15 protein-coding genes are annotated in these 20,646 nt (G+C 54.7%); 5 read left to right on the plus strand and 10 right to left on the minus strand.

What is annotated here, in order from left to right; all coding sequences use genetic code 11:
* The 5 genes from H1B37_RS28385 to H1B37_RS28405 all read right to left on the minus strand — a co-directional run bounded on the left by H1B37_RS28385 (position 1) and on the right by H1B37_RS28405 (position 7,320).
* Positions 1-2,034, minus strand: a complete 2,034-nt coding sequence (locus tag H1B37_RS28385) for a 2Fe-2S iron-sulfur cluster-binding protein (protein ID WP_182870659.1) — start codon at positions 2,032-2,034, stop codon at positions 1-3.
* Complete coding sequence (locus H1B37_RS28390) at positions 2,031-3,407, minus strand: Glu/Leu/Phe/Val family dehydrogenase (protein WP_182870660.1); 1,377 nt, start codon at positions 3,405-3,407, stop codon at positions 2,031-2,033. Before H1B37_RS28390 ends, H1B37_RS28385 begins: the two co-directional genes overlap by 4 nt.
* A gap of 636 nt (positions 3,408-4,043) precedes the next feature.
* A complete protein-coding gene (locus H1B37_RS28395; protein ID WP_182870661.1) occupies positions 4,044-5,306 on the minus strand; it encodes a cation:proton antiporter in 1,263 nt (420 codons plus the stop codon).
* Positions 5,307-5,497: 191 nt separating this feature from the next.
* A complete protein-coding gene (locus tag H1B37_RS28400; RefSeq protein ID WP_182870662.1) occupies positions 5,498-6,496 on the minus strand; it encodes a Spy/CpxP family protein refolding chaperone in 999 nt (332 codons plus the stop codon).
* A gap of 224 nt (positions 6,497-6,720) precedes the next feature.
* Positions 6,721-7,320, minus strand: a complete 600-nt coding sequence (locus tag H1B37_RS28405) for a hypothetical protein (protein ID WP_182870663.1) — start codon at positions 7,318-7,320, stop codon at positions 6,721-6,723.
* 550 nt (positions 7,321-7,870) lie between these two features.
* Here H1B37_RS28405 and H1B37_RS28410 point away from each other — a divergent pair.
* On the plus strand, positions 7,871-8,500 hold the full coding sequence (locus H1B37_RS28410; protein ID WP_182870664.1) for a hypothetical protein: 630 nt from the start codon (positions 7,871-7,873) through the stop codon (positions 8,498-8,500).
* 385 nt (positions 8,501-8,885) lie between these two features.
* Complete coding sequence (locus H1B37_RS28415; RefSeq protein ID WP_182870665.1) at positions 8,886-9,167, plus strand: DUF5676 family membrane protein; 282 nt, start codon at positions 8,886-8,888, stop codon at positions 9,165-9,167.
* Between the two features lie 28 nt (positions 9,168-9,195).
* Here H1B37_RS28415 and H1B37_RS28420 read toward each other — a convergent pair whose 3' ends face one another.
* The 3 genes from H1B37_RS28420 to H1B37_RS28430 are packed head-to-tail and all read right to left on the minus strand — an operon-like array spanning position 9,196 to position 12,893.
* The gene (locus H1B37_RS28420) at positions 9,196-10,074 is read right to left on the minus strand and encodes an SHD1 domain-containing protein (RefSeq protein ID WP_286178301.1); all 879 of its coding nucleotides are present in this window, start codon (positions 10,072-10,074) and stop codon (positions 9,196-9,198) included.
* A gap of 32 nt (positions 10,075-10,106) precedes the next feature.
* Entirely contained in the window at positions 10,107-12,275 is a 2,169-nt protein-coding gene (locus H1B37_RS28425) for a glycogen debranching protein (RefSeq protein WP_182870667.1), read from the minus strand.
* A gap of 15 nt (positions 12,276-12,290) precedes the next feature.
* Positions 12,291-12,893, minus strand: coding sequence for a hypothetical protein (locus H1B37_RS28430; protein WP_182870668.1), 603 nt, complete (start codon positions 12,891-12,893; stop codon positions 12,291-12,293).
* A 316-nt stretch (positions 12,894-13,209) separates the two neighbouring features.
* Here H1B37_RS28430 and H1B37_RS28435 point away from each other — a divergent pair, with 316 nt between their 5' ends.
* The gene (locus H1B37_RS28435; protein ID WP_182870669.1) at positions 13,210-14,022 is read left to right on the plus strand and encodes an anti-sigma factor; all 813 of its coding nucleotides are present in this window, start codon (positions 13,210-13,212) and stop codon (positions 14,020-14,022) included.
* A 124-nt stretch (positions 14,023-14,146) separates the two neighbouring features.
* Here the strand turns inward: H1B37_RS28435 and H1B37_RS28440 are convergent, their stop codons facing one another.
* Positions 14,147-14,539: a BON domain-containing protein gene (locus H1B37_RS28440; protein ID WP_182870670.1), complete on the minus strand. Its 393-nt coding sequence runs from the start codon at positions 14,537-14,539 to the stop codon at positions 14,147-14,149.
* Positions 14,540-15,065: 526 nt separating this feature from the next.
* Between H1B37_RS28440 and H1B37_RS28445 the strand changes: the two genes are divergently transcribed.
* Both H1B37_RS28445 and H1B37_RS28450 read left to right on the plus strand, forming a co-directional pair.
* Positions 15,066-15,740, plus strand: coding sequence for a YHS domain-containing protein (locus H1B37_RS28445; RefSeq protein WP_182870671.1), 675 nt, complete (start codon positions 15,066-15,068; stop codon positions 15,738-15,740).
* 8 nt (positions 15,741-15,748) lie between these two features.
* Positions 15,749-16,579, plus strand: a complete 831-nt coding sequence (locus H1B37_RS28450) for an SLOG cluster 4 domain-containing protein (RefSeq protein WP_182870672.1) — start codon at positions 15,749-15,751, stop codon at positions 16,577-16,579.
* A gap of 51 nt (positions 16,580-16,630) precedes the next feature.
* Here H1B37_RS28450 and H1B37_RS28455 read toward each other — a convergent pair whose 3' ends face one another.
* Complete coding sequence (locus H1B37_RS28455; RefSeq protein WP_182870673.1) at positions 16,631-20,623, minus strand: efflux RND transporter permease subunit; 3,993 nt, start codon at positions 20,621-20,623, stop codon at positions 16,631-16,633.
* Positions 20,624-20,646: the final 23 nt, after the last annotated feature.

The following is a 20,646-nucleotide window of genomic DNA, read 5'->3' on the forward strand; positions in this document are numbered from 1 at the left end:
TCACGCCTCCACGGTAACGTCTTCCGTCGATTTTGCCTGGCAGGCCAGAATCATTCCGGCCGCTTTGTCTTCGGGTTCCAGACCGTAGTCGACTTCCATCGAGACGTTTCCCGCTAACAATTTGACTCGGCAAACTCCGCACATTCCAACGCGACAGGAATAGTCAATGTCGACACCCTCACGCTCCGCCGCTTCCAGAACTGTTTCGTCCGGCTGCAGCGGCGTCGATTTGCCTGACGCTGCGAACGTAACGGCGGCGGCAACTGGAGACGCAGCTCGTGTCGCATCCGCTGTCTCGGCTGCCTGTTCTCGTTGGGCGGCTTTGACATGCGGCTTCTGTTGAGAGCCGAAGTTCTCGGTGTGGATTCTGTCTGTCGGGACATCAAGATCGACAAGCATTTGCTTGATCGCATCCATCATCGGGGGAGCGCCGCACAAATGGACCCATTTCGACGCAATGTCCGGCACCCACTCGGCCAGTCGCTCCTTGGTCAGACGACCAGCAAAGTATCCGTCGACCGAATCCTTCATTCGACTCATCGCAACAAACACGTGCAAGTTGGCGTTTCGCTCCTGGAGTCGCCTTAGTTCTTCTTGAAAAATAAAATGCTTGGTGTCACGGCAAGCGGCGATAAAATAGATGTCACCCTGCCATCCCATGTCGGTCAGGGCGCGCGTGATACTCATCATCGGTGTGATTCCCACGCCTCCGGCGATCAGCACAATGCTGTTGGCTTCGCTTCCGGTAAAGATGAACTTTCCGCTGGGCGCCTGCGCTTCTAGGGTGTCGCCTTCTTTGACGTGGTCATGCAAGTAACGCGATCCCGCGCCTTGATCTTCGCGCTTAACCGAGATCTCACAGTAGAAACCTTGCGTTGGCGAGGAAGAAATCGTGTAGCTGCGGCGAATCGGCTTCTCACCTGCCGGCAGCGTGAGCGTCAGGAATTGTCCCGGCAGATAACTAAAGGGAAGTGCGCCCCCGTGGCAGGCGACCAACCGAAACGTTTTGACGTCATCTGTTTCCTGAAAGATCCTTGCTACTCTTAAACGACACAACTTCCGCTTGGCGACTCGTAAAAGGCCCGTGGAAATACCAGTCCCTTCGACGACCGATTCGTCATCACAAGAGACATCGGAATCGCTGCAACAGTCGTGCTCGGCGGCAGCACTTTGACTGGTTCCTGGCGCGGCTGCAACTGCTGCGGATGTTCGCGGCGTGGCGACTGCCGCTGGCGATGGTGAAGCAGGTTGTCCGGCCGGAGCAACGATGGGCGTATCACCGGACGGACTTGCGGCCGCCAATTGCTTCATCAGCTCGGTAGCCCGCTTCATCTTGAAGAAGTACATCCAGATCATTGCAGCTGCAAAAGCAACCAACACGACCATGATCGCAGTGTGGAACGCCGACATTCCCAGCAACCGAAAATCGGGTTCGGCTCGCGCCACTGGCAGCAGATTCATCTCCCGTCGAAACCACTGGATCGCTACATTGCGCGGCTCTTTGCCCTCAGCAATCGCCCGATGCGCGGCAAGACCGCTCTCGAATTGAGCCAGCCCTTCGCGCATTTTGGCTGTCGCGTTCTGCATCGTTTGAAAGTCATCGGTACTGGCAGCGAGCGCCAATTCATCGAGTCCGCTGGACAGGAGCGTCGTTCCATCCATCATCCGCTGATGAGCTTCCTGTTGGATTTTCGTTCGCTCTTCCATCGGCAGGTCGGGAAGGTCCATCAGCTTGGGATACAACTCCTTGGGCTTGGGCGCGCCCATCTTTTCCATCATGCCTCCCATGCCGCCCATGCCGCCCCCCATCATCCCGCCCCTTTCTCCACCCATCATGCCTCCCATGCCTCCGCCCATCATGCCGCCACCTTGTTCGCCGGCGCCCTGAGGGCCCCCTCCCCGCGCCTGCTCAGGATGATGCTTAGCGTGCTCTTCGGGTGACACCTGAGCGTGCGCAGGCAAGGTGGCTGGCGCTAAGATGGCGATGACAGCAGCCGCGAGCGAAACAACAAGTGCTTTGGAAACATAAGTCATGTTGTTGGCGTTTCCTTGGGGGTATGCGCGATGTGGTTGGAAAAGAACCGGCTCGTCCCTTGAGCCTCAATCGCGTCGCTCAATCGATTCAGGGCGTGCGTGTAAGCGGCCGTCCGCATGTCGATCTGCTTTTCCGTCATCAGGTCGTAAATCGTATTGAACTCGCGCACCATGATGGTCCGCAGTCTCTCGTGCACTTCGTTTTCTGTCCAATAGTAGCCACTTCGATTCTGGGTCCATTCAAAGTAACTGACCGTGACTCCGCCTGAGTTGGCAAGAATGTCTGGCACGACAAGCGTCCCCTTCCTGGCGAACGATTCGTCGGCGTCACTGGAGGTCGGACCGTTGGCGACCTCGACCACAATGGACGCTGGGATACGCTCCACATTGTCGGTCGTTATCTGGTTCTCCAATGCGGCGGGAATCAGTACGTCGACATCGAGCTCCAGCAGCTCTGCGTTGCTGATCACATCGCCGATGGCGGAATCCTGTGGATTGCAATGACATTCAGTGCAACCGCAGATAGGACAATCGCAAACACTGCGAGCGGGATACACGTCTGAAACGGAAGCTCGCTGGTTCTTAAGTTCAATCGCACGGGGAATATCAAGACCTTGTTCCCGGAAAATGCCACCTCGTGAATCACTGATCGCCACGATTCGGTAGGCGTCGTTATGCAAGAGACGGGCCACATGTTGGCCCGCATTGCCAAATCCCTGGATAGCCACACGAATATCCGCCGGCTTCCAAGCCCTACGCCGTTCAAGTTCTTTGATGCAGTAATAAGCGCCGCGCCCAGTCGCATCGTCGCGTCCGAGGCTTCCGCCCAGTGGAATGGGCTTACCCGTAATGACGTCAGGTGTCCGTCGCCGACGAATCTTGGAATACTCGTCCATCATCCAGCCCATGATCATCGGGTTGGTGTAGACGTCCGGGGCGGGAACATCCGTTTCGGGCCCGATGAAGTCGGCGACTTGTTCGATGAATCCACGACTGAGTCGTTCCAACTCCATTCGCGAGAGTTGCTTAGGATCAACGATCACGCCACCTTTTCCGCCCCCGAATGGAATGCCGGCAACCGCGCACTTACAAGTCATCCAGAAGGCAAGGGCCTTCACTTCGCCTGGATGTACATTGGGGTGGAAGCGAATCCCGCCTTTGGTGGGCCCGCGTGTATCGTCGTGACGAACTCGATAGCCCTGGAAGATTTTTAGCGAGCCATCGTCCATGCGAACGGGGATCGAAACCTGTAGCATGGCTTTGGGATACCGTAGTCGCTCCAGTGCTTCGCCATCCAGGTCAGCATATTCGGCCGCTCGATCGAGACGACCGATTGCATCTTGAAAAATGTCATCGACAGTTCGGCTTTCCATTTTGATGACTCCTGTAGCGAAACGGTCTCAGTTGCGGACCGGGCCATCCAATCAAAAAGACTCCCGTTGCCGTGTTGGATGCAGGTTCAGCAGCGATTCTTCGCGTACACATGTGATTTTTCTCGCATTTTGAGTTCTATACTGAAGGTCAGCTGACCATCAGGTGCAGGAACAGCAAGCAAGCGAGGAGCAATATCTTGAAATGGGCGAGAGCGCCAGAGGTGACGCTGGTGTGTTGGGGTGGTCTGTTGAACGGCACTTGGGAGTTTCTGCACTCGCCGCTTTATGCGGACCACTCTCAAGGAGCGTGGTACGTTATTTGGACTCGTCTGCACTGCACGGTGGGAGACATGATGATCCTGCTGGCTGCGTTTTGGCTAACTTGCCTGGCTTTCCGGACGCGTCACTGGCTTCGCGAACCTCGTTTACTCGCTGCTACGGTGTTTACATTGATCGGACTGAGTTACACCATCTACAGCGAGTGGCATAATACGGCAGTCGCCAAGACGTGGGAGTATGGGCCGCTGATGCCGATAGTCTTTGGCATCGGGCTCTCACCCATTCTGCAATGGCTGGTAATTCCACCTGCGCTGATATGGCTTGTTCATCGACGACTCGCTCGTACGCGAACATGAGTCACAGGCCACGAAACGGCATCTCAGTGACCGGCCTATGTTCCGCAGCGTCAGCCGCATGCCGGGAAGACTCCATCCGACGAGCATACAGCTTCGCCAAAGGATTGGATGTAAGCCCATGACAAAAGACACTGAGCATGACCGTGAGCAGAGCCACGGCAAAGATCTCCTGTTGTGCTGGCACGGCATATTCTTCCAGCAAGATCATCGCAAACACAATGGATGCCACCCCACGTGGTCCAAACCAACCGATCAGCCAACGCGTGTTATGACGCAGTCGCGTGCCAGCCAGCGCGATCGCCACTGGCAAAATACGCATGACCGACAACGCGAAGATCGCATAAATAACACTCATCAGCGAAACGTCGTGGATCGCTCCTGGTACGAGTACTGCGCCGAGTACAAAGAAGATAAGCAGCGTTAGCAACTGCCCCTCCGCCTCGGCAAACTCGTGAATGGCTCTACAAATTGCTTTCGAGACCGTTCCGACGGTCAGTCCAGCGCAGAAGGCTGCGATAAACCCGTTGCCTCCGACTAGTTCCGCCGCACCATAGGCAACCAGCGCCAAGGCAAGCGTGGTGAGCTCCAGGAATGAATGGCTAATCCAATGACGCTGCGCCGCACGCTCGATCAGGTTGCCACCCAGATAGCCGACCCCAATTCCCACCAGCGGACCCAGGCTGATCTGCAATGCTGCAAAGCGAGCCCAGTACCCCGTCGTTTCAGGATGCTCCGCCAACCGCGCGCCGCAAATGAACACGAGAAAGAGAGGTAAGCAGAGGCCGTCATTCAGGCCACTCTCCACACTGATTGATTGGCGTATCCGAGCCGGAACAAGTTTGTTGGCAACAAAGGCGTGGGCCAGCGCAGCATCCGTTGGCGCTACGATGGTTGCCAAGACTGCGGCCTGCCAAATCCCAAAATCCTCGAACAACCACCACGCAAACACAGTTCCCACCGCAATTGAAATCGGTAGTCCAATCGTTAATAACCGTATGGGAAGATCGTGTTCCCGACACAACAACCGCAGGTCAATCCGCGATGCATCGGTAAACAGCACGAGGATCAAAGTCAATTCAGCAAGCAAGTGAATCGCCTCATTCTCGAAGTGAAACGAGAAGAGTCGCAGGCCGACATCGCCAACCATCAAGCCAAACAGAACGAACACCATCGGCGGCGTAAAGATACTATCTCGAAGTCGTGCCGACACAAGACTGAAAAGCATGATCCCGAATGCGACGATGGTGACCGACACGGTGTCCATGGGAGTTATTCCATCGGGCGTCCATCCCCCGTACTGAATGGACCACCATTAAGTCACGGTAGGCAACATACACAGTGCGTCACCGCTTCAAATCAACACAAGGGCATCATCGTCGTTTGGCGAAGTTAGTGGCTCGCTGAGTGACGCAGTCCTTCGCCACTCCATTGCCATCTCAACTCGAGTTTTGATGATTAAGGTTGGTCGACCGTATGTTGCACAGGAAGTTGCCCTACCAAAACCTGACGTTGCTCGTCTGTTAACACTCGAGCGGCCTCTCCGACCGCCTGAATGAAGGAGATTCGTTTGTCGCCGCGCAACTTCTCGATTTCGCGCACTTTGGCTTTGATCTCCGTCGCGTTAGGAGCATCGGCACTGGTGAGTACCCACAATTCCTGTTCGCCAGCGTCGATCCAGCGGTCGATAGTGGCCTGGTCCAATAAGGATTGCTTCTTGATCTGATTCAGTTTGGTCTGTTGCTCCTGCGAGAGCGAGATGTGCTGCGGGTGGTCGAGAAAAAAGTTCGTCGAACCTACGTGGTAGATATGTGAGGCGCCGGGGAAGCCAGGCAGCGTCGTCGTCATTTGCATGGAAGACATGCCCTGCATCCGGCCCATCATTTCCATGCCACCGCCCATCATTTTCATGCCATCCATACCCATGCCGCCCATGCCTTGCCCCGACGCGCCGCCCATATTCATGTCGCCCATGCCAGACATCATTCCCATGCCCATTCCACGCATGCCCTGTCCGCCGGAATTCATTCCACCCATGCCTTGGCCACCGGAATTCATTCCCGCCATGCTTTGGCCGCCCTTCCCAGACATCATTCCCATGCCCATCGGCTTGTTGCTCATCGACCCCATCTGCATGCCTGTCCCACCGGCGTCCGATGGTGAAGCAGTTGCCTGATGGTTCTGCTTTAGCGCTGCTTCCAACGCGGCAACTTTGGTTTGCAGCGCGCTAAGTTGATCCGCTAGCGAGATCTCAGCCGGCGTGTTGTGCCCGGCATGACTCTTGGAGGCATCCGGATCACTCTGGTTTGGAACGTTTTGTCCCGTCGCATGCGCCCCACCGCTGAGAAAAAGTATCGCGGCGAGCGCTAACGCCAACGAAGGCTTCGAGAAATCTATGGTTCGCATGGAAATATCCTCTATAAGTGTTTCTGCCGACGGTTGATCAATTGGATGCATTTGGACATCCGTTTCTTCGCGAATTCGCGAAAACCGGGCTGCAATCACATGATGAATATGATCGCCGCCGGTGAAAAGCGTTTACGAGCCGTCGCGTTGATTCGCTTTTGCGGTCGGAAATGGTTTGAGTTTGGTCAATAGCATCAGATTGATGATGCTCAGGCCAGATGACGGATGCGCGGATTGGCTGTGCCAACCGCGCATCGCGACTTGAGGGCGTCATGCTACTTATTCTCAGCCGGCGCAGCTTTCGATCGCTGATCGAGCGTTCGCAGTAAGGCCGCGTGTTCCGCGGCAGCCTTTTCAAGCTCCTTGGTAATCTCGCTGCAGCAGTGCATCGTGATGCCACCGTCGGGTGAGTCTTTGCAGCACTCCTCGTGCAGTGTTTTGTGCACCGCAGCCGCCTTGGCTATGTGCTGATTGATCGAATCGAGCGAAGCTAGCACCTGCTTGTCACCCTCATGCTGCTTGCCGACCGCGGCCAATTCCTTTTGAGCCATTTCGATGTTACGACCCAACTCCACAGACTCAGCCTTCGCGACCTCCGGGCTGACGACTTGAGCATCGCGAGAATAGCGATACAGGTCGCGAGAGTAGTCACGCGCGTGCTGGATACTCCGCGACGCGCGCTGATTTTCCCAAAAACCCTTTCCGGGATGCTGCTTTCGTTCAACGATGCTGCGAGGTCGCTGTTGTGCGTCCGCACTCTGCACCATCGTCAAACCGGCGATCATCGCAACGGCAATACAAAGAACACACTGATTCAATTTTCTACGCGACATTTTTCTCTCCCGCTTCTGGCATTTACTTTGCAGGTCACGCACCGCGTCGGCAACGCGCCGCTTCGATCACAAATCGGTTTTCGTGACACCGCGATGGCTATTTGATGCAGAGGCGATTCGAATTCTTCGCGGTATAAACTGTTTTCGTGGCGATAAAGGTATCTACGAAGTTTCAGAAAAGGGGTTGAAGTTGTCGCGTACAGAGACAACCCCAGAGTGGCAATTACGAAGACTCGGCCAGCGAAGGTCCCTGCCCCCAAAGCTCCAATTGTGCTGGTTGACCTTGGCGTTCAGCGTTACTGGGCGTCAGCGACTGCAGCGGGTATGCGGGCAATTTCGGGATGGTAAAACGATGTCGGCACCCGTCCGAACGGCATCTACTGTTTTGATAGCAGCCATGCTTTCAACGTGAATTTTCGGTTCCAGCGTCGACAAAAAAATGCTCGATTTTCGTGAAGGATCGGGCGGCAGATGCATCTAAACCGTCGACCGATTTTCCAGCGATGCCAACTTCAGTCCCAGCGACGGTGAGTGGCCGTTGCAGCTTGCTGGTACATAGATCGCTCTTGCTCGAAATGAACGGAAGAAAAGAATGAAGATTGCACGGCAGTTAACGGCAACGCTAATGGTCGCGATGATGGCAGGCGTTAGTCTCGCACATGAAGGACATGAACACGGAGAGGCCAATCACGACCATGAAACGATGATGAAGAACGAGAAAAAGATCTCTGAGGCACTTTCGGCCTTATCCGCCGAAGACCAAAAACTGGCCAAAGCCCAACGTTTCTGCCCCATCATGACCTATGACCGTCTCGGAGCCATGGGTACACCTTTGAAAGTGATGATCGAAGGTAAACCGATCTTCTTGTGCTGCAAAGCATGCAAGGAAGACGCGGTCAAAAATGGTGAGAAGACCGCAAAAGCGGTGATGAAGCTCCGCGATTCCACGGAAACGTTGGCCAAACTCCCCATGGACGAGCGAATGGCTATCGAAGCTCAAAAATACTGTGCCATTGCAAACACTAGCTTTCTCGGTTCGATGGGAAATCCAATCAAGCTGGAGATCGACGGAAAGCCCGTCTATCTTTGCTGTAACGGCTGTACGAAGAAAGCCCAATCCGATCCGGCGGGAACACTTGCCAATGCCCAAAAGCTGATTAAGGCCGGAACGCATCAGGGCCACGATCACGAGCATGCGGGTCACCAGCATTCAGATCAGTAGGCCATTTCATCGGGCCGGCTGCCAGTCAACGCCGCAATGCTTCCGTCACGAAAGGCGACGAAGCGTTGCGGCATTCTTGTTTCTCGACTTGGCAGTCAGAGTGTTAAATTCTTTCGATTGGTGGTGAAGAACGATCGAAGTCACGCATCTAAAGAACAAGCGCCTCCACCTCAAAGATAGGGTCCCAGACCGATGAAACACTTCCTTCACATGTTGATCGGGTGCGGTTTGCCAATGCTTTTGGTATTCGTACTTCCCTACTTTGGCGTAAGCGGGGGAGTGACACTCACCGTGTTCATGGTGCTGATGCTCGGCTGCCACTTACTGATGATGCGGCACATGCCCGGCCATCCGAATCACCCGACCAACAGCAAAGAGAACTGTCATGAATAAACTCAGCATTCCTCGCTTCGGTTTTGCAATCGCCGTCGCAAGTGCCCTTTCTTACCTGGGGTGCGTCTTCGTGATGATGACCGTCCCGCAGAATGTAGCGATTCGCTTTTTCAACAGCCTGATGCATGGTGTCGATGTAACGACGATCATGCGATGGGACATGCCATGGTGGGAAACGATTCTCGGTGTCATCGAGATTTTCGTCCTCGGCTGGCTGTTCGGAGCAATCATCGCTGGCTGCTACAACTGCTGTGGGAGATCGGAGTCGTCGTAACGAAAGCTGGCCAGACGCCTGTACCGATTCAGTTTCGGCGCGGCACAACTCGCATCGGGCCGACGACGTAATTCGGGTTTTGATGCTTGGCAAGCTGGGCGGCTTGGACGTTGTTGCGTGCAGGAACGACGACACTGAGCGGCATCCCGTAGACGCCGGGAGGCGGTTCCATGGTGACTTCCCAGAGGTCAAACACGCCAGCGTCATAGGCTTGCAGATTGAGTTGTAACTGCTGAATTTGCCGCACTCGCATTTGTTGTTGCCGGTAGGCCTCAGCCTGGGCATGCGCCAAGAATGATTCCTTTTCTTTTGCCTCGTAGTCCTCTTTGGCCGCCAGCCAACGTTCCCAACCCGGCTTCAGCATTTCCACAACCTCGTCGGTAAACAAGAAGAATGGTGCGCAATACAAGTCGCCGTCTTCGAGCTCAAGCATGATTCCGGCGCATTCGAACGTCCGTGGTTCACCTTTTTGCTTTTTGGCCCATGCCTCAAAATCATGGTTGCCGGTGAACTGTTCTCCCGTGAAGTGTTCCACGATCTTGGGGATAATCGCACGGTACACGCCCGGAATTTTCTCGAAGCGACGATCGTTGACGTAAATCTTCCCCAGCCGACGCTGGATGACGACAGGATGCTTGTCAAATCCAACGAGTCGCCCCGGAAGCTTCACGCCGGACTTAAGTTCCCAAATCTGAGTGGTTCCCGACGCGTTTTCAGTTTTTTGTGCTTCCCTTTCAACGAATTCCCGGTCGGACTTCGAGAGCTGATCCAACGGTACCGCAACCAAGTCGCGGTTAGCCTTTTCGAGCACGACGGTCGATTCGCTGAACGCTATCATGTCTGCGGATATGCTGTAATTCCCTGACGCGTCATTCCATTCCCTCGCAGTGGCGACGTTGGAGATCATGACGACCAAGAATAGCCAATAAGCATATGTCTTCATTTTTGATTACCTCCCATGGACGGGGTGATTTGCTGCAAGACGACGACGCTATTTGGATTGACCCGGTAGGCGTGTTGCTCAACTTTCAGCGCAGAATCGTCACACTGAATATCCAGCGGGCTGGGCAGTGAAGTGTCGATGACTCTCTGCCATGTAACGTCGCGCGAATGAATTGCGAAGCGACGTGAATCCGCGGAACCGTTGATCAGCACGTAAAGATCGCTCCCGTCTACATTTTGTGTAGAGCGCAGTTGAAAAGCTAAGACTCGGGAATCATTCGACATGTCAACGTCGGGCTTTTCGGCGCCAAGCCAACGAATGTCCTCTCGCCAGAACATTGGGCCGCCGAGCGTTGGATGTGCCTTACGAAAGTCGATCATTCGTTTGAAGAAGCGAAATACTTCCTGATTTGCGTCCAGCCGCCGCCAATCAAGCCAGCTTGTTTCGTTGTCTTGGTTGTAGGGATTGTTGTTGCCGCCCTGCGTGTGCATGAACTCATCACCCATGCGAAACATGGGCGTTCCAGCCGAAAGCATGAGCAGGCAACAGAAGTTCTTGACTTGGCGTTTGCGAAAATCGAGGACGGACTGAGGGGCGTTTGTGTCACCCTCCCAGCCACAATTGTTGGTATACTCCGTGGACCCATCCTGATTGTCGTGGCCGTTGGCTTGGTTGTGCCTATTGCTGTACGACAAAAGATCGTACAGCGTCGAGCCGTCATGCGACGTGATGTAATTGACGCTTTGGAATGGATGGAATGACTTCGAAGGATGGTCTGGAAACACATCGCTACTGCCGTACAACCGAGTCATCAGGTCTGGCACCATACCAGAGTCACCCCGGACGAAGCGTTGCAATGTATCGCGATAGCGACCATTCCATTGCATCCAAGTCTGGCCGGGAAACGCAGTGCCCAATTGATATAAACCAGCAGCATCCCACGGTTCGGCGATCATGCGGACGTCGGCGAGGTCGGGATCGCTTGCGATCTGGTCAAACAACGGTGGCTGTTGCAGGTTCACGTTTCCTGCAGAGTCTCTTGAGAAGACCGAAGCCAAGTCGAAGCGGAATCCATCGACGTGCATTTCCTTCGCCCAGTAACGCAGACTATCGACGATCAGCGAACGAACCGTCGGATGGGAAGTGTCGAGCGTGTTTCCAGTTCCGCTGTAGTTGGCGTAAGGCGAGCCGGGATCGCCTGACGCGACGTAATAAACATCGTTGTCAATACCACGGTAACAGTAGGTCGGCCCGCGGTGATCCCCTTCGCAAGTGTGGTTGTAGACGACGTCCAAGATGACTTCGATGCCAGCCGCATGGAATTCACGTACCATCTCGCGAAACTGGCTGTGTTGCTCGCACGACGATTGGTGAGACGAGTAGGCGTGATGTGGAGAGAAAAAATTGAGCGGCATGTAGCCCCAATAGTTTTTGTCGTCCGGGTCGAACTGAAAGACTGGCATCAATTCAACAGCCGTTACACCCAGTTCCTGCAAGTAGGGAATCTTTTCGACGACGCCAGCAAAAGTCCCACGTTTGTCGGCGTCAACATTGGATGACGGATGCTGTGTGAATCCACGGACGTGCATCTCATAAATAACTAAATCCGATCCGTGTCGGATGCGCTGCTCGTCACCCCAGTTGAATGGACATCGGCACACATCCAACCGCCCCAGAGGCGCTCGACCTGCATTCGATCCGGGCGAGCGGGCCGCTTCGCGATCGAAGCATGCTGGGAAGAAGATGCTTCGCGAGTATGGGTCGAGCAGCACTTTTTCTGGATCGAATGAATGCCACGGCGAAGCTGCGCCATCGATCGGTCCATCAACCTGATAGGCGTAGTACTCGGCGTCGCCCGCGTCGGAAATAAGGACACGACAATGCCAGATTGGCCCCGACTTATTTTTGAGCGGATCAAGCGTCACCGAGTGCCATGGAACTCGCAATTCGTCTTGGAGGTACATCAGCAATGAAACGCTTCGAGCATTGCCGGCGTGAAATGCGAAATTGTAGGCTTGCTCGTGTTCCAGCCAGGTGACGCCGAGTGGTCGCGGCGATCCGTTGGTCCTTTCCCAGGCTGGACCCAACGTGGGATGTTGCCCCACCACCGATGCCACGTCGGTACCACAGTGCCGACAGTGCGACTGAATCGACTTCTGAACCATTGAATCACTCGGTTCTTAACGGGCCGATCGTGTACGCTCGAATTCCACCCGCAAAGCTAACAGCTCTGACCGCAACCGGTCGATCTGCCACTGCAGATGCTGTGTTGGGTCGGCCGTGACCTCAGGCTGTTCTGCTCGCTCAAGCGCCAAACGCGCCAACTGAGCCACGAGTTCCTGTCGCTTCACCTCGTCGTCGCGAACATACTCACTTGCCTTCTTTGCCCACGCGAGTTGTTTCTCGGCGAGGGAGAGATCGTTCTTAAGTGATTCTAAATGGCTCTCGTGCAGGTCGATATCATCGTGTTTTCCAGCCTGCTCGACCAGTTTCTTAGCGTACGTGACTTGATTCTCCAGTCGCAGCAGCGACAACTTCGAGTTCAAGTTCGGGATTCGACGATTCGCATCGAGTGCGGTCTGCAGATCATGTTGGGCAAGCTCCAGTTTCTTGTGAAAATACCGGACGTCGATATCCGACGCGGCCTGGTGCCCCTGAACCGGCTCTTGGCCCATCACTGCCGGAGCAGCAACGACGGAAGCAAGAACTGCGAGAACCGTTGACATCATCCGGATTTTCACCCAAGCACGAAACTTCGCATCTAATAAGAGTTCTCGACTCATGTCATCGCTCCATTCTTGAGAAGAATGTTTGTGGGGACAGACAGAATTGGCAGGCAGCATGAAGGGCCCCGCTGCAGCGCGGTTCTCCGATGCACCGCAAGGGGCTCGAGGCATCCCTGCGCAGTAATCACAACGCCTGTGAATCCCAGAGTTGGATGCCTCCACGCCTCAACTTCTTCACGAATTTCCACAGAAATCTCTTGCCGAAAAATTCGCTCGAAAAGACCACCGTTGAATTGAAGTTTTCCGTAGCGGCTGCCATCCAATAGAAAGCCAAGCAAATTGGCCTTCGACTGCGCGTCTCGGGAGCCATCACATGGATTGCCAGCATGCAAGAGAACTCTTGTCGGACTTTTATGACGGAGAGCTGTCGGGCGCACAGCGAGTCGACGTCGAGAGTCATGTGAGAGATTGCGAGAAATGCTCGCAGCAACTGGAGTTTTTTTCTGCCCTTTCTATGGCAATGCGAAAGCTGACTCTGCCCGATATTCCCCGCGAGATGCTTTGGAGGCGTATCACTGCGGCCTTGGACGAGACCCGTCACCCCACCGAACCGGGCACATTGCAGGTTATCAAGCCGCGAAAGGAGCCTCCATGGCGGTGGGCCATCCTATCCACTGCAGCCATTGCGGTAATCGCTCTTGGGTTGTCCTGGGCAGCACTCACCAACCATCGGCATCAAGAACCACTCCGGGCGTATGCATATCTGCTTGACGCGAATCCTCAAGCCGCTCAGCAGCAGTTGTCCGACGCGTATTCCGGACGCACCGTTTCGCCGAATGAGGTTGCTCAGCTAGTCGGCTATCGTCCTCGCAACGTCGACGCCCCACCGGGCGATTACATCTGCAAGAAATTGGTGGTCCTAAATATGCCTTGCTGCAAATGCGTCCAAGCCATTTGGCAGCGCGACGACCGATCGCATCTCGCTGTCTTCGAGCATGAATCAAGAATGGATGATTGGTTTGCCGACGAGCCGAGCATTCGCATCGAGTGTGCAGGAACGGTCTGCCGCGTCACCCAACTTGACGGCCAACTGGCGGCCTCTTGGCGAGTTGGCTCCCGAGTGGTCACTGTGATTGGGATAAGAGACACGGACGAGCTAGCCAGACTCGTCGCCGCGTTTTCTTAACCACAACCCGATTCGTTTCGTCGAGATCGTGCGCCTACGAAAATCTACTGAAAGTACCGAAGGCCTCATCTAGCTCTCCGCAATCGGTGCGTGCTCGTCTCGAGTACGCCACCTAGTCACCAGACTACTTTGGTTTCCTGACTACGATCTCGTTTATGATCCGATTTATACCCTCGATGTGGCGAATCGTTTCCTGAGCAAGTTGCTTGTAGTAGAAGCTTGAAACAATCCCGCGCAGATACACGACTCCGCTCTCAAAGTCACAATCAAGTTTTTTTAGCTCCGTGTATCCGCTCGATTCCCAGCATTGGATCGCGATATTCCGAATCTTGCAGGAACATTCGCATTGCTTCGGTGCCGCACCCCCCGACAATTCCTGTTCAATAACTTCAACTTCTTCCATTCGACTCTGAGGCTCTTCGGGCGTACGGCCATTCTTGTCGATTGACCTCGAGGGCATTCCAAGGCCATGCGAATCTTTCCCATCCGGCGGCTGCACGTTGATGTTAGAACTCACCGAATCAACTCCGCTCGGTATTGCGATGAAACACCGCCCCTAATCGCAGGGCCCTTCAAATCGAAGAGGTCATGAAAGCGCTCCGTTCGCTGTTTTGATGCCCCGCTCAGCGATTTCTTCACAGCAGAATTGGCGATTGATGTAGTCGCTCTCGATGTACCAAGGCTGCGATACAAGAGGGGCAGAACGTCTCGGCATAGTATTTGCCGTATGCTTCGGTGACAGGCTCGCGAATCCGAAGAGATCTGGGGACAGCGGGCGGCATCACCATTGCTTCTGAGCGTTCGCGAAAACGAGCTGTTTGGGTTTTCTGTACGAAAAATGAGCCTCTTGTCTGAAACCAGAACGCTGCAAGTTTTTGCCGCAACCGCTCAGTGTTCCCACCTCGACGCCGCGAGGAAAAACTGAATTATCAAAACTTTTTCGTGAAGGATTGCGGATCGGACGGCATCTAAATGCTCGATTGTACGCCAGAGAAAAAGCCTCCTCCCGGCTATATTGGTGGTCTATACGGATGGGTGAACCAATGGCCAGCCTTACTGATTTCGCCAAGTCGATTGAAGAGAAGCTCCACAACGCGAGTAGGCAACCGTACTGGAGCGAAGAAGAATCGCGTCAAGTGATGGCGGAAGTTGAGGCACGCCGCCAGCGCTTTCTTGAAATCGCGGCCAGCCTAAACGACAACGTCATCCGGCCGTCGCTAGAGATCCTTGCAGATCACTTCTCAAACGCCAATCTCGTTCGTGACGCATTGATCGGCCATTCTGCCTGTCGATTTGGCTATTGCGAAAGGTTTCCTGTAAATGCCCGCGTCGCATTCACAGTTGAACACGATGTTGCGTTCACAGATCTGTCGATTCGTTTTGAGGTATCGGTCGCGCCTCCGATCGTCAAAGTGGACGAACAGGACGTCTTTTCGATTCCACCGAACGAAGCATTTGAAGATACCGCGACTGATTGGGTTCAGCAGCGATTGCTCGGGTTTCTCAATAGCTATTTGCGGATCGATCGCGGGCTGGAGGATTTTGAGGACGAGGTAGTCACCGATCCAGTATGCGGCATGAGGATCAATCGAAGCTCGGCAGTCGCAACCGAAGTGTATCGAGGTCATTCCTACTTCTTCTGCTCGAGCGATTGCCGGCAGTCTTTCTCCCAGAGGCCGTCCGAATTCGCTCAAGCCGAGTCCGCAGTTGATGAATAGAGTCGCCGATGTCCAATCTTGATCAACAACGAGAGAATTCGCCCATAGATTCCACTCTTGCCGCATTTCATCCCAACCTTCCGCTGAAATTCGGAGTGATGGGCGGTGCCGGAAGCAGCATCCATGACGAACACCTGAGCAAGGCGGTGCGATTAGGAACATCGATTGCGAATGCGGGATGTATCACCATCACTGGTGCCTGTCCCGGGCTGCCGCTAGCAGCCGCACGTGGTGCCAAGCAGGCTGGTGGGACAGTGATCGGGATTTCGCCTGCCCTGAGCCTTGACGAACATGCCTACAAATATCAATCGCCAACACTGGCGCACGATGTCCTGATCTTTACAGGCAGTGGTTTAATGGGGCGGGAGGTCGTCAACATCCGCAGTAGCGACATTGTGGTCATTGTCGGCGGGAGCAGTGGAACGCTCGGTGAATTGGCGATCGCCTACGACGAAGGCAAGCTGATAGGCGTTCTCACACAAACCGGTGGAATCAGTGATTTGGTCCACGAGATTCTTTCCGTCTGCAACAAGGACACGGGAGCACACGTCGTTTATGAGTCAGACCCGGAAGTTTTGGTAGAGCAGCTGCTGAAGATCTATCGGACAGAACATTTCCGTCATCCATCCGTTTTTTGCCGGGGCCCGGATCCGACCGAGAACGAGCAAGCTGATGGAAGCCATCGCGATATCGTCTGTGGGATGTGGGTGAAGCCGGGAATGGCCGCAGCGAGACGCACTCGATCTGGTCAGCGACTCGTATTCTGTTCGCTTGCGTGCGCGGAAAAGTTCGATGCCAACCCGCAGATGTTTTCGCTCAACCAATCGGCGGATGAATGACGCTGCGTGCTCTAATACTCTCTTGACCCAAATGATCGGCGCCGCAGATCATCAAGCATTCTCTTGGAACCGTTCGTCTTCGATGCCGAGCTTGATCTTTGCTTCCATAAACATGCAGTAGAGAACGGGGACGACCAGCATCGTAATGATCTCGATCGTCATTCCACCGAAGCTCGGGATCGCCATGGGCACCATAATGTCGCTGCCCCGACCCGTGGAGGTGAGCACTGGGATCAATGCCAGGAGCGTCGTTGCCGTCGTCATCAAACAGGGACGCACTCGCCGCAGGCCCGCGGCCACGGTTGCTTCACGTGCGTGCTGGACATTCGTGATGCGTTCCTTGCGAAAACTCTGCTCCAGGTAAGACGCGATCACAACGCCATCGTCGCTTGCAATTCCAAACAGCGCTAGGAATCCCACCCATACGGCCACACTCAAGTTGATCGTATGCACTTGGAAAAGATCTCGCATGTTGGTGCCAAAGACACTGAAGTCCAGGAACCAATCGGTTCCGTAGAGCCACAACATGATGAAGCCACCCGACCACGCGATGATGATTCCGCTGAAGACCAGCGAAGTCGTGAAAACCGATTTGAATTGGAAATACAAGATCAGGAAAATGATCCCCAGCGCCAGCGGAAGCACGACCATCAACGTTTTTTGCGATCGCAGCTGATTCTCGTAGTTGCCCGCGAAGGAATAGCTCACGCCGGCTGGCAAAACTAATTCACCGCTGGCAATCTTTTCTTGCAGGTACGCCTGAGCGTCCTCGACGACGTCGACTTCCGCGTTTCCAGGCTTCATGTCAAACAGCACGTAGCCCAACAAGAACGTGTCCTCGCTCTTGATGACCTGAGGACCACGTACATATTCAATGCTCGCCAGTTGTTCGAGTGGAATTTGCTGGCCAGCCGGAGTTGGAACCAAGATTCGCCGCAGCGAATCGGGGTCGTCTCGCAACTCACGGGCGTAGCGAACTCGGACTGGATACCGTTCCCGACCTTCCACCGTTGTCGTGATCCGCCTGCCTCCGATGGCGACTTCAATCACATCCTGGATGCTGCGGATGTGCAAGCCGTAACGCTTGATCGCATCCCGATCGATGTCGATTTCCAAATAGGGTTTGCCGACAATCCGATCGGCGATAACAGCGGACGCCTGAACGCTGGGAACTTCCTTCAACAGGCCTTCGATTTGAAGTGCGACGCGTTCGATGGTTTCGAGATCGGGACCCTTGATCTTCATTCCCATCGGGGCCCGCATGCCGCTTTGCAGCATCACAATCCGCGCCGCAATCGGCTGCAGCTTCGGAGCAGAAGTGGTTCCCGGTATGTCCGCTGCTTTTGTGATTTCTTGCCAGATGTCGTCTGGCGAGTGGATTTCATCTCTCCATTGACGAAAGGGTTGGCCATGCGGGTCCTCAATCAATTCCCCGTTTTCATCGCGGGCATATTCGCCCGCCGCGTCGTCGTAGCGAAACTTCAACCGGTTCCCGTTTCTGTCTGTCTTATACTCCGATTTGTAAGTGATAAAGGTCTCGATCATCGAGATGGGAGCTGGGTCGAGAGGGCTGTCCGCTCGACCGATCTTTCCCACCACCGAGTCGACCTCTGGAATCGAGATCAGCAGACGGTTTTGCAACTGCAGCACATCCATCGCTTCGCCAATCGATGCATGTGGCATCGTCGTGGGCATGTACAAGAATGAGCCTTCGTCGAGCGGCGGCATGAACTCCTTCCCCAATCCGGGAAATGTATTGCTTGCCGCCTTCCAAGGACCGGCTTCTCGAATCGTCGATTCCTCGACGCCAACCGATGAAGCAACCTTGGGCACAAAGGAAAAGACCTTATCAAAGCCAAGCCATACACATCCCCCGGTAAACACGATCAGTGCGGGAACGGAGAGGAAGAGCAGCTTGTGCCTGAGGCACCAGCGCAGAATCGGTTCATAGAGATAACGCTGAAAGACCGTGAAAAAGCCGAGAAGGCAACCAATCAGGCATCCAACAAACAGCAGGTTTCGTACAAGACCTTTTTGCGGACCAAGCGGCAGCCAGTGTTCCGTCAACAAAACACCAACGACGAGAACCGCGACCGCGCTGGCGAGGTACGGCCCGAACTTTTGATACGAAGGTGGAATCTTCGATTCCAATAATTTGTAGAGTCCGAGACCGACGACGATGACGCCAACCCACCATGCAACCAGAAACATGGCCAACACGCCTGCGATGATCAATGCGAACAGTGCGTAGCGGCGGATCGCATCCGACCTGATTCGCCCTCCCATTAAGACGTGTGCCGCAGGAGGAATGATTGTCAGGGCGACGATAACCGAAGCCATCAAAGCGAATGTTTTGGTAAACGCCAGCGGCCGGAACAACTTGCCTTCCGCCGCAATCATCGTGAACACCGGCAAAAAGCTGACCACGGTGGTCGAAACGGCTGTCAAAACCGCACTTGCGACCTCGTTGGAGGCCCGGAAGATAACGTGGGCGCGATCTTCACTCGGATTGGCCTCGTCCAGGTGCTTGAGGATGTTTTCGCAAAGGATGATCCCCATATCGACCATCGTGCCAATCGCAATGGCGATCCCGGACAGCGCGACAATGTTCGCATCCACGCCGAACACCTTCATCGCGATGAAGCACATCAACACGGCCAGCGGAAGTAGAGCGCTGATGAGAATCGAACTCCGAAGGTGCAGCACCATCACCAGAATGACGATGATCGTGACCAGGATTTCCTCCGATAACGCCGTATTTAGCGTCCCGAGGGTCTCGTAGATCACACCGGTTCGGTCGTAGAACGGCACGATGCGAACCTGGCTCGTCGTGACCCAGCGTGGCCAGCTCTCTTGCGGAATTCCGCGAAGATGCTGAACCCACGTGTCATAGTTGGTTGTAGTGGCGGTGAGGTGCGGCAAACCATTCGCGTCGGCGTATGAATCAACCTGTGCAGGCGTCGTCTTGGTGTAGTCGACGATGACTTTCGTCGGCAATCCGGGGGAAACTTCGACGATCTTTTCTTTGACGTTCTTGATCGCTTCGAGCGGATTAAAACCGTACCGGACCACGGTCACTCCACCCACGGCCTCTGCACCGGCATTGTCAAGCGCGCCTCGACGGAGCGCCGGCCCAAGCCTGACCGTCCCGACGTCTTTGATGGTGATCGGAACATTGTCCGCGACCTTAACGACGGTTTTTTCGATGTCTTCAATTTGTTTGATGAAGCCCAGTCCACGAATCACGTACTCGGCTTTGTTTAACTCGATCGTTCGCGCGCCCACGTCAACGTTCGACATTCGAACCGCCTGGAAGACGTCGGCCAGCGACACTTTGGCCGCTCGCATGGCATCCGGATCAACGTCGATCTGGTATTCCTGGACAAAGCCGCCAATGGAGGCGACTTCACTCACTCCTTCTGCAGAGGCAAGTGCGTAGCGAACATACCAGTCCTGAATCGTTCGCAATTCATTCAGGTCCCAGCCCCCGGTTGGATTGCCTTCGGGATCCTGGCCTTCGAGCGTGTACCAGAGGATTTGCCCGAGCGCCGTAGCGTCAGGCCCAAGTGTTGGTTGAACACCTTCAGGTAGCGTACCGGCGGGGAGACTGTTCAGCTTCTCCAGCACACGCGAGCGAGACCAATAGAACTCGGCTTTCTCATTAAAGATGATGTAGATGGTCGAGAAGCCAAACATCGAATAGCTTCGAATCGTTTTGACTTCTGGGATGCCAAGTAGAGCGACCGTCATCGGATACCCGATCTGGTCTTCGACGTCTTGGGGGCTGCGTCCCATCCATTCAGTGAAAACGATCTGCTGATTTTCACCGATGTCAGGAATCGCATCGACTGGTACAGGGTCCCGCGGCAGCGCGCCGATTTCCCAGTCGAACGGTGCAACCATCACACCCCAGCCTGCAATCGCGAGCACCAACAACGAGACGACAAGTTTGTTGGAAATGCAGAACCAAATGATCCCGCCCAGAATGCCCCGGCGAGCAGATTCAAATTCCTCGGATTGCGGGTCGGAAGCGTTGGCAGTCATCAATGCTTGCTAAATCGTGTTGT

The organism is Stieleria mannarensis, assembly GCF_014154935.1.
Classification (GTDB): domain Bacteria; phylum Planctomycetota; class Planctomycetia; order Pirellulales; family Pirellulaceae; genus Stieleria; species Stieleria mannarensis.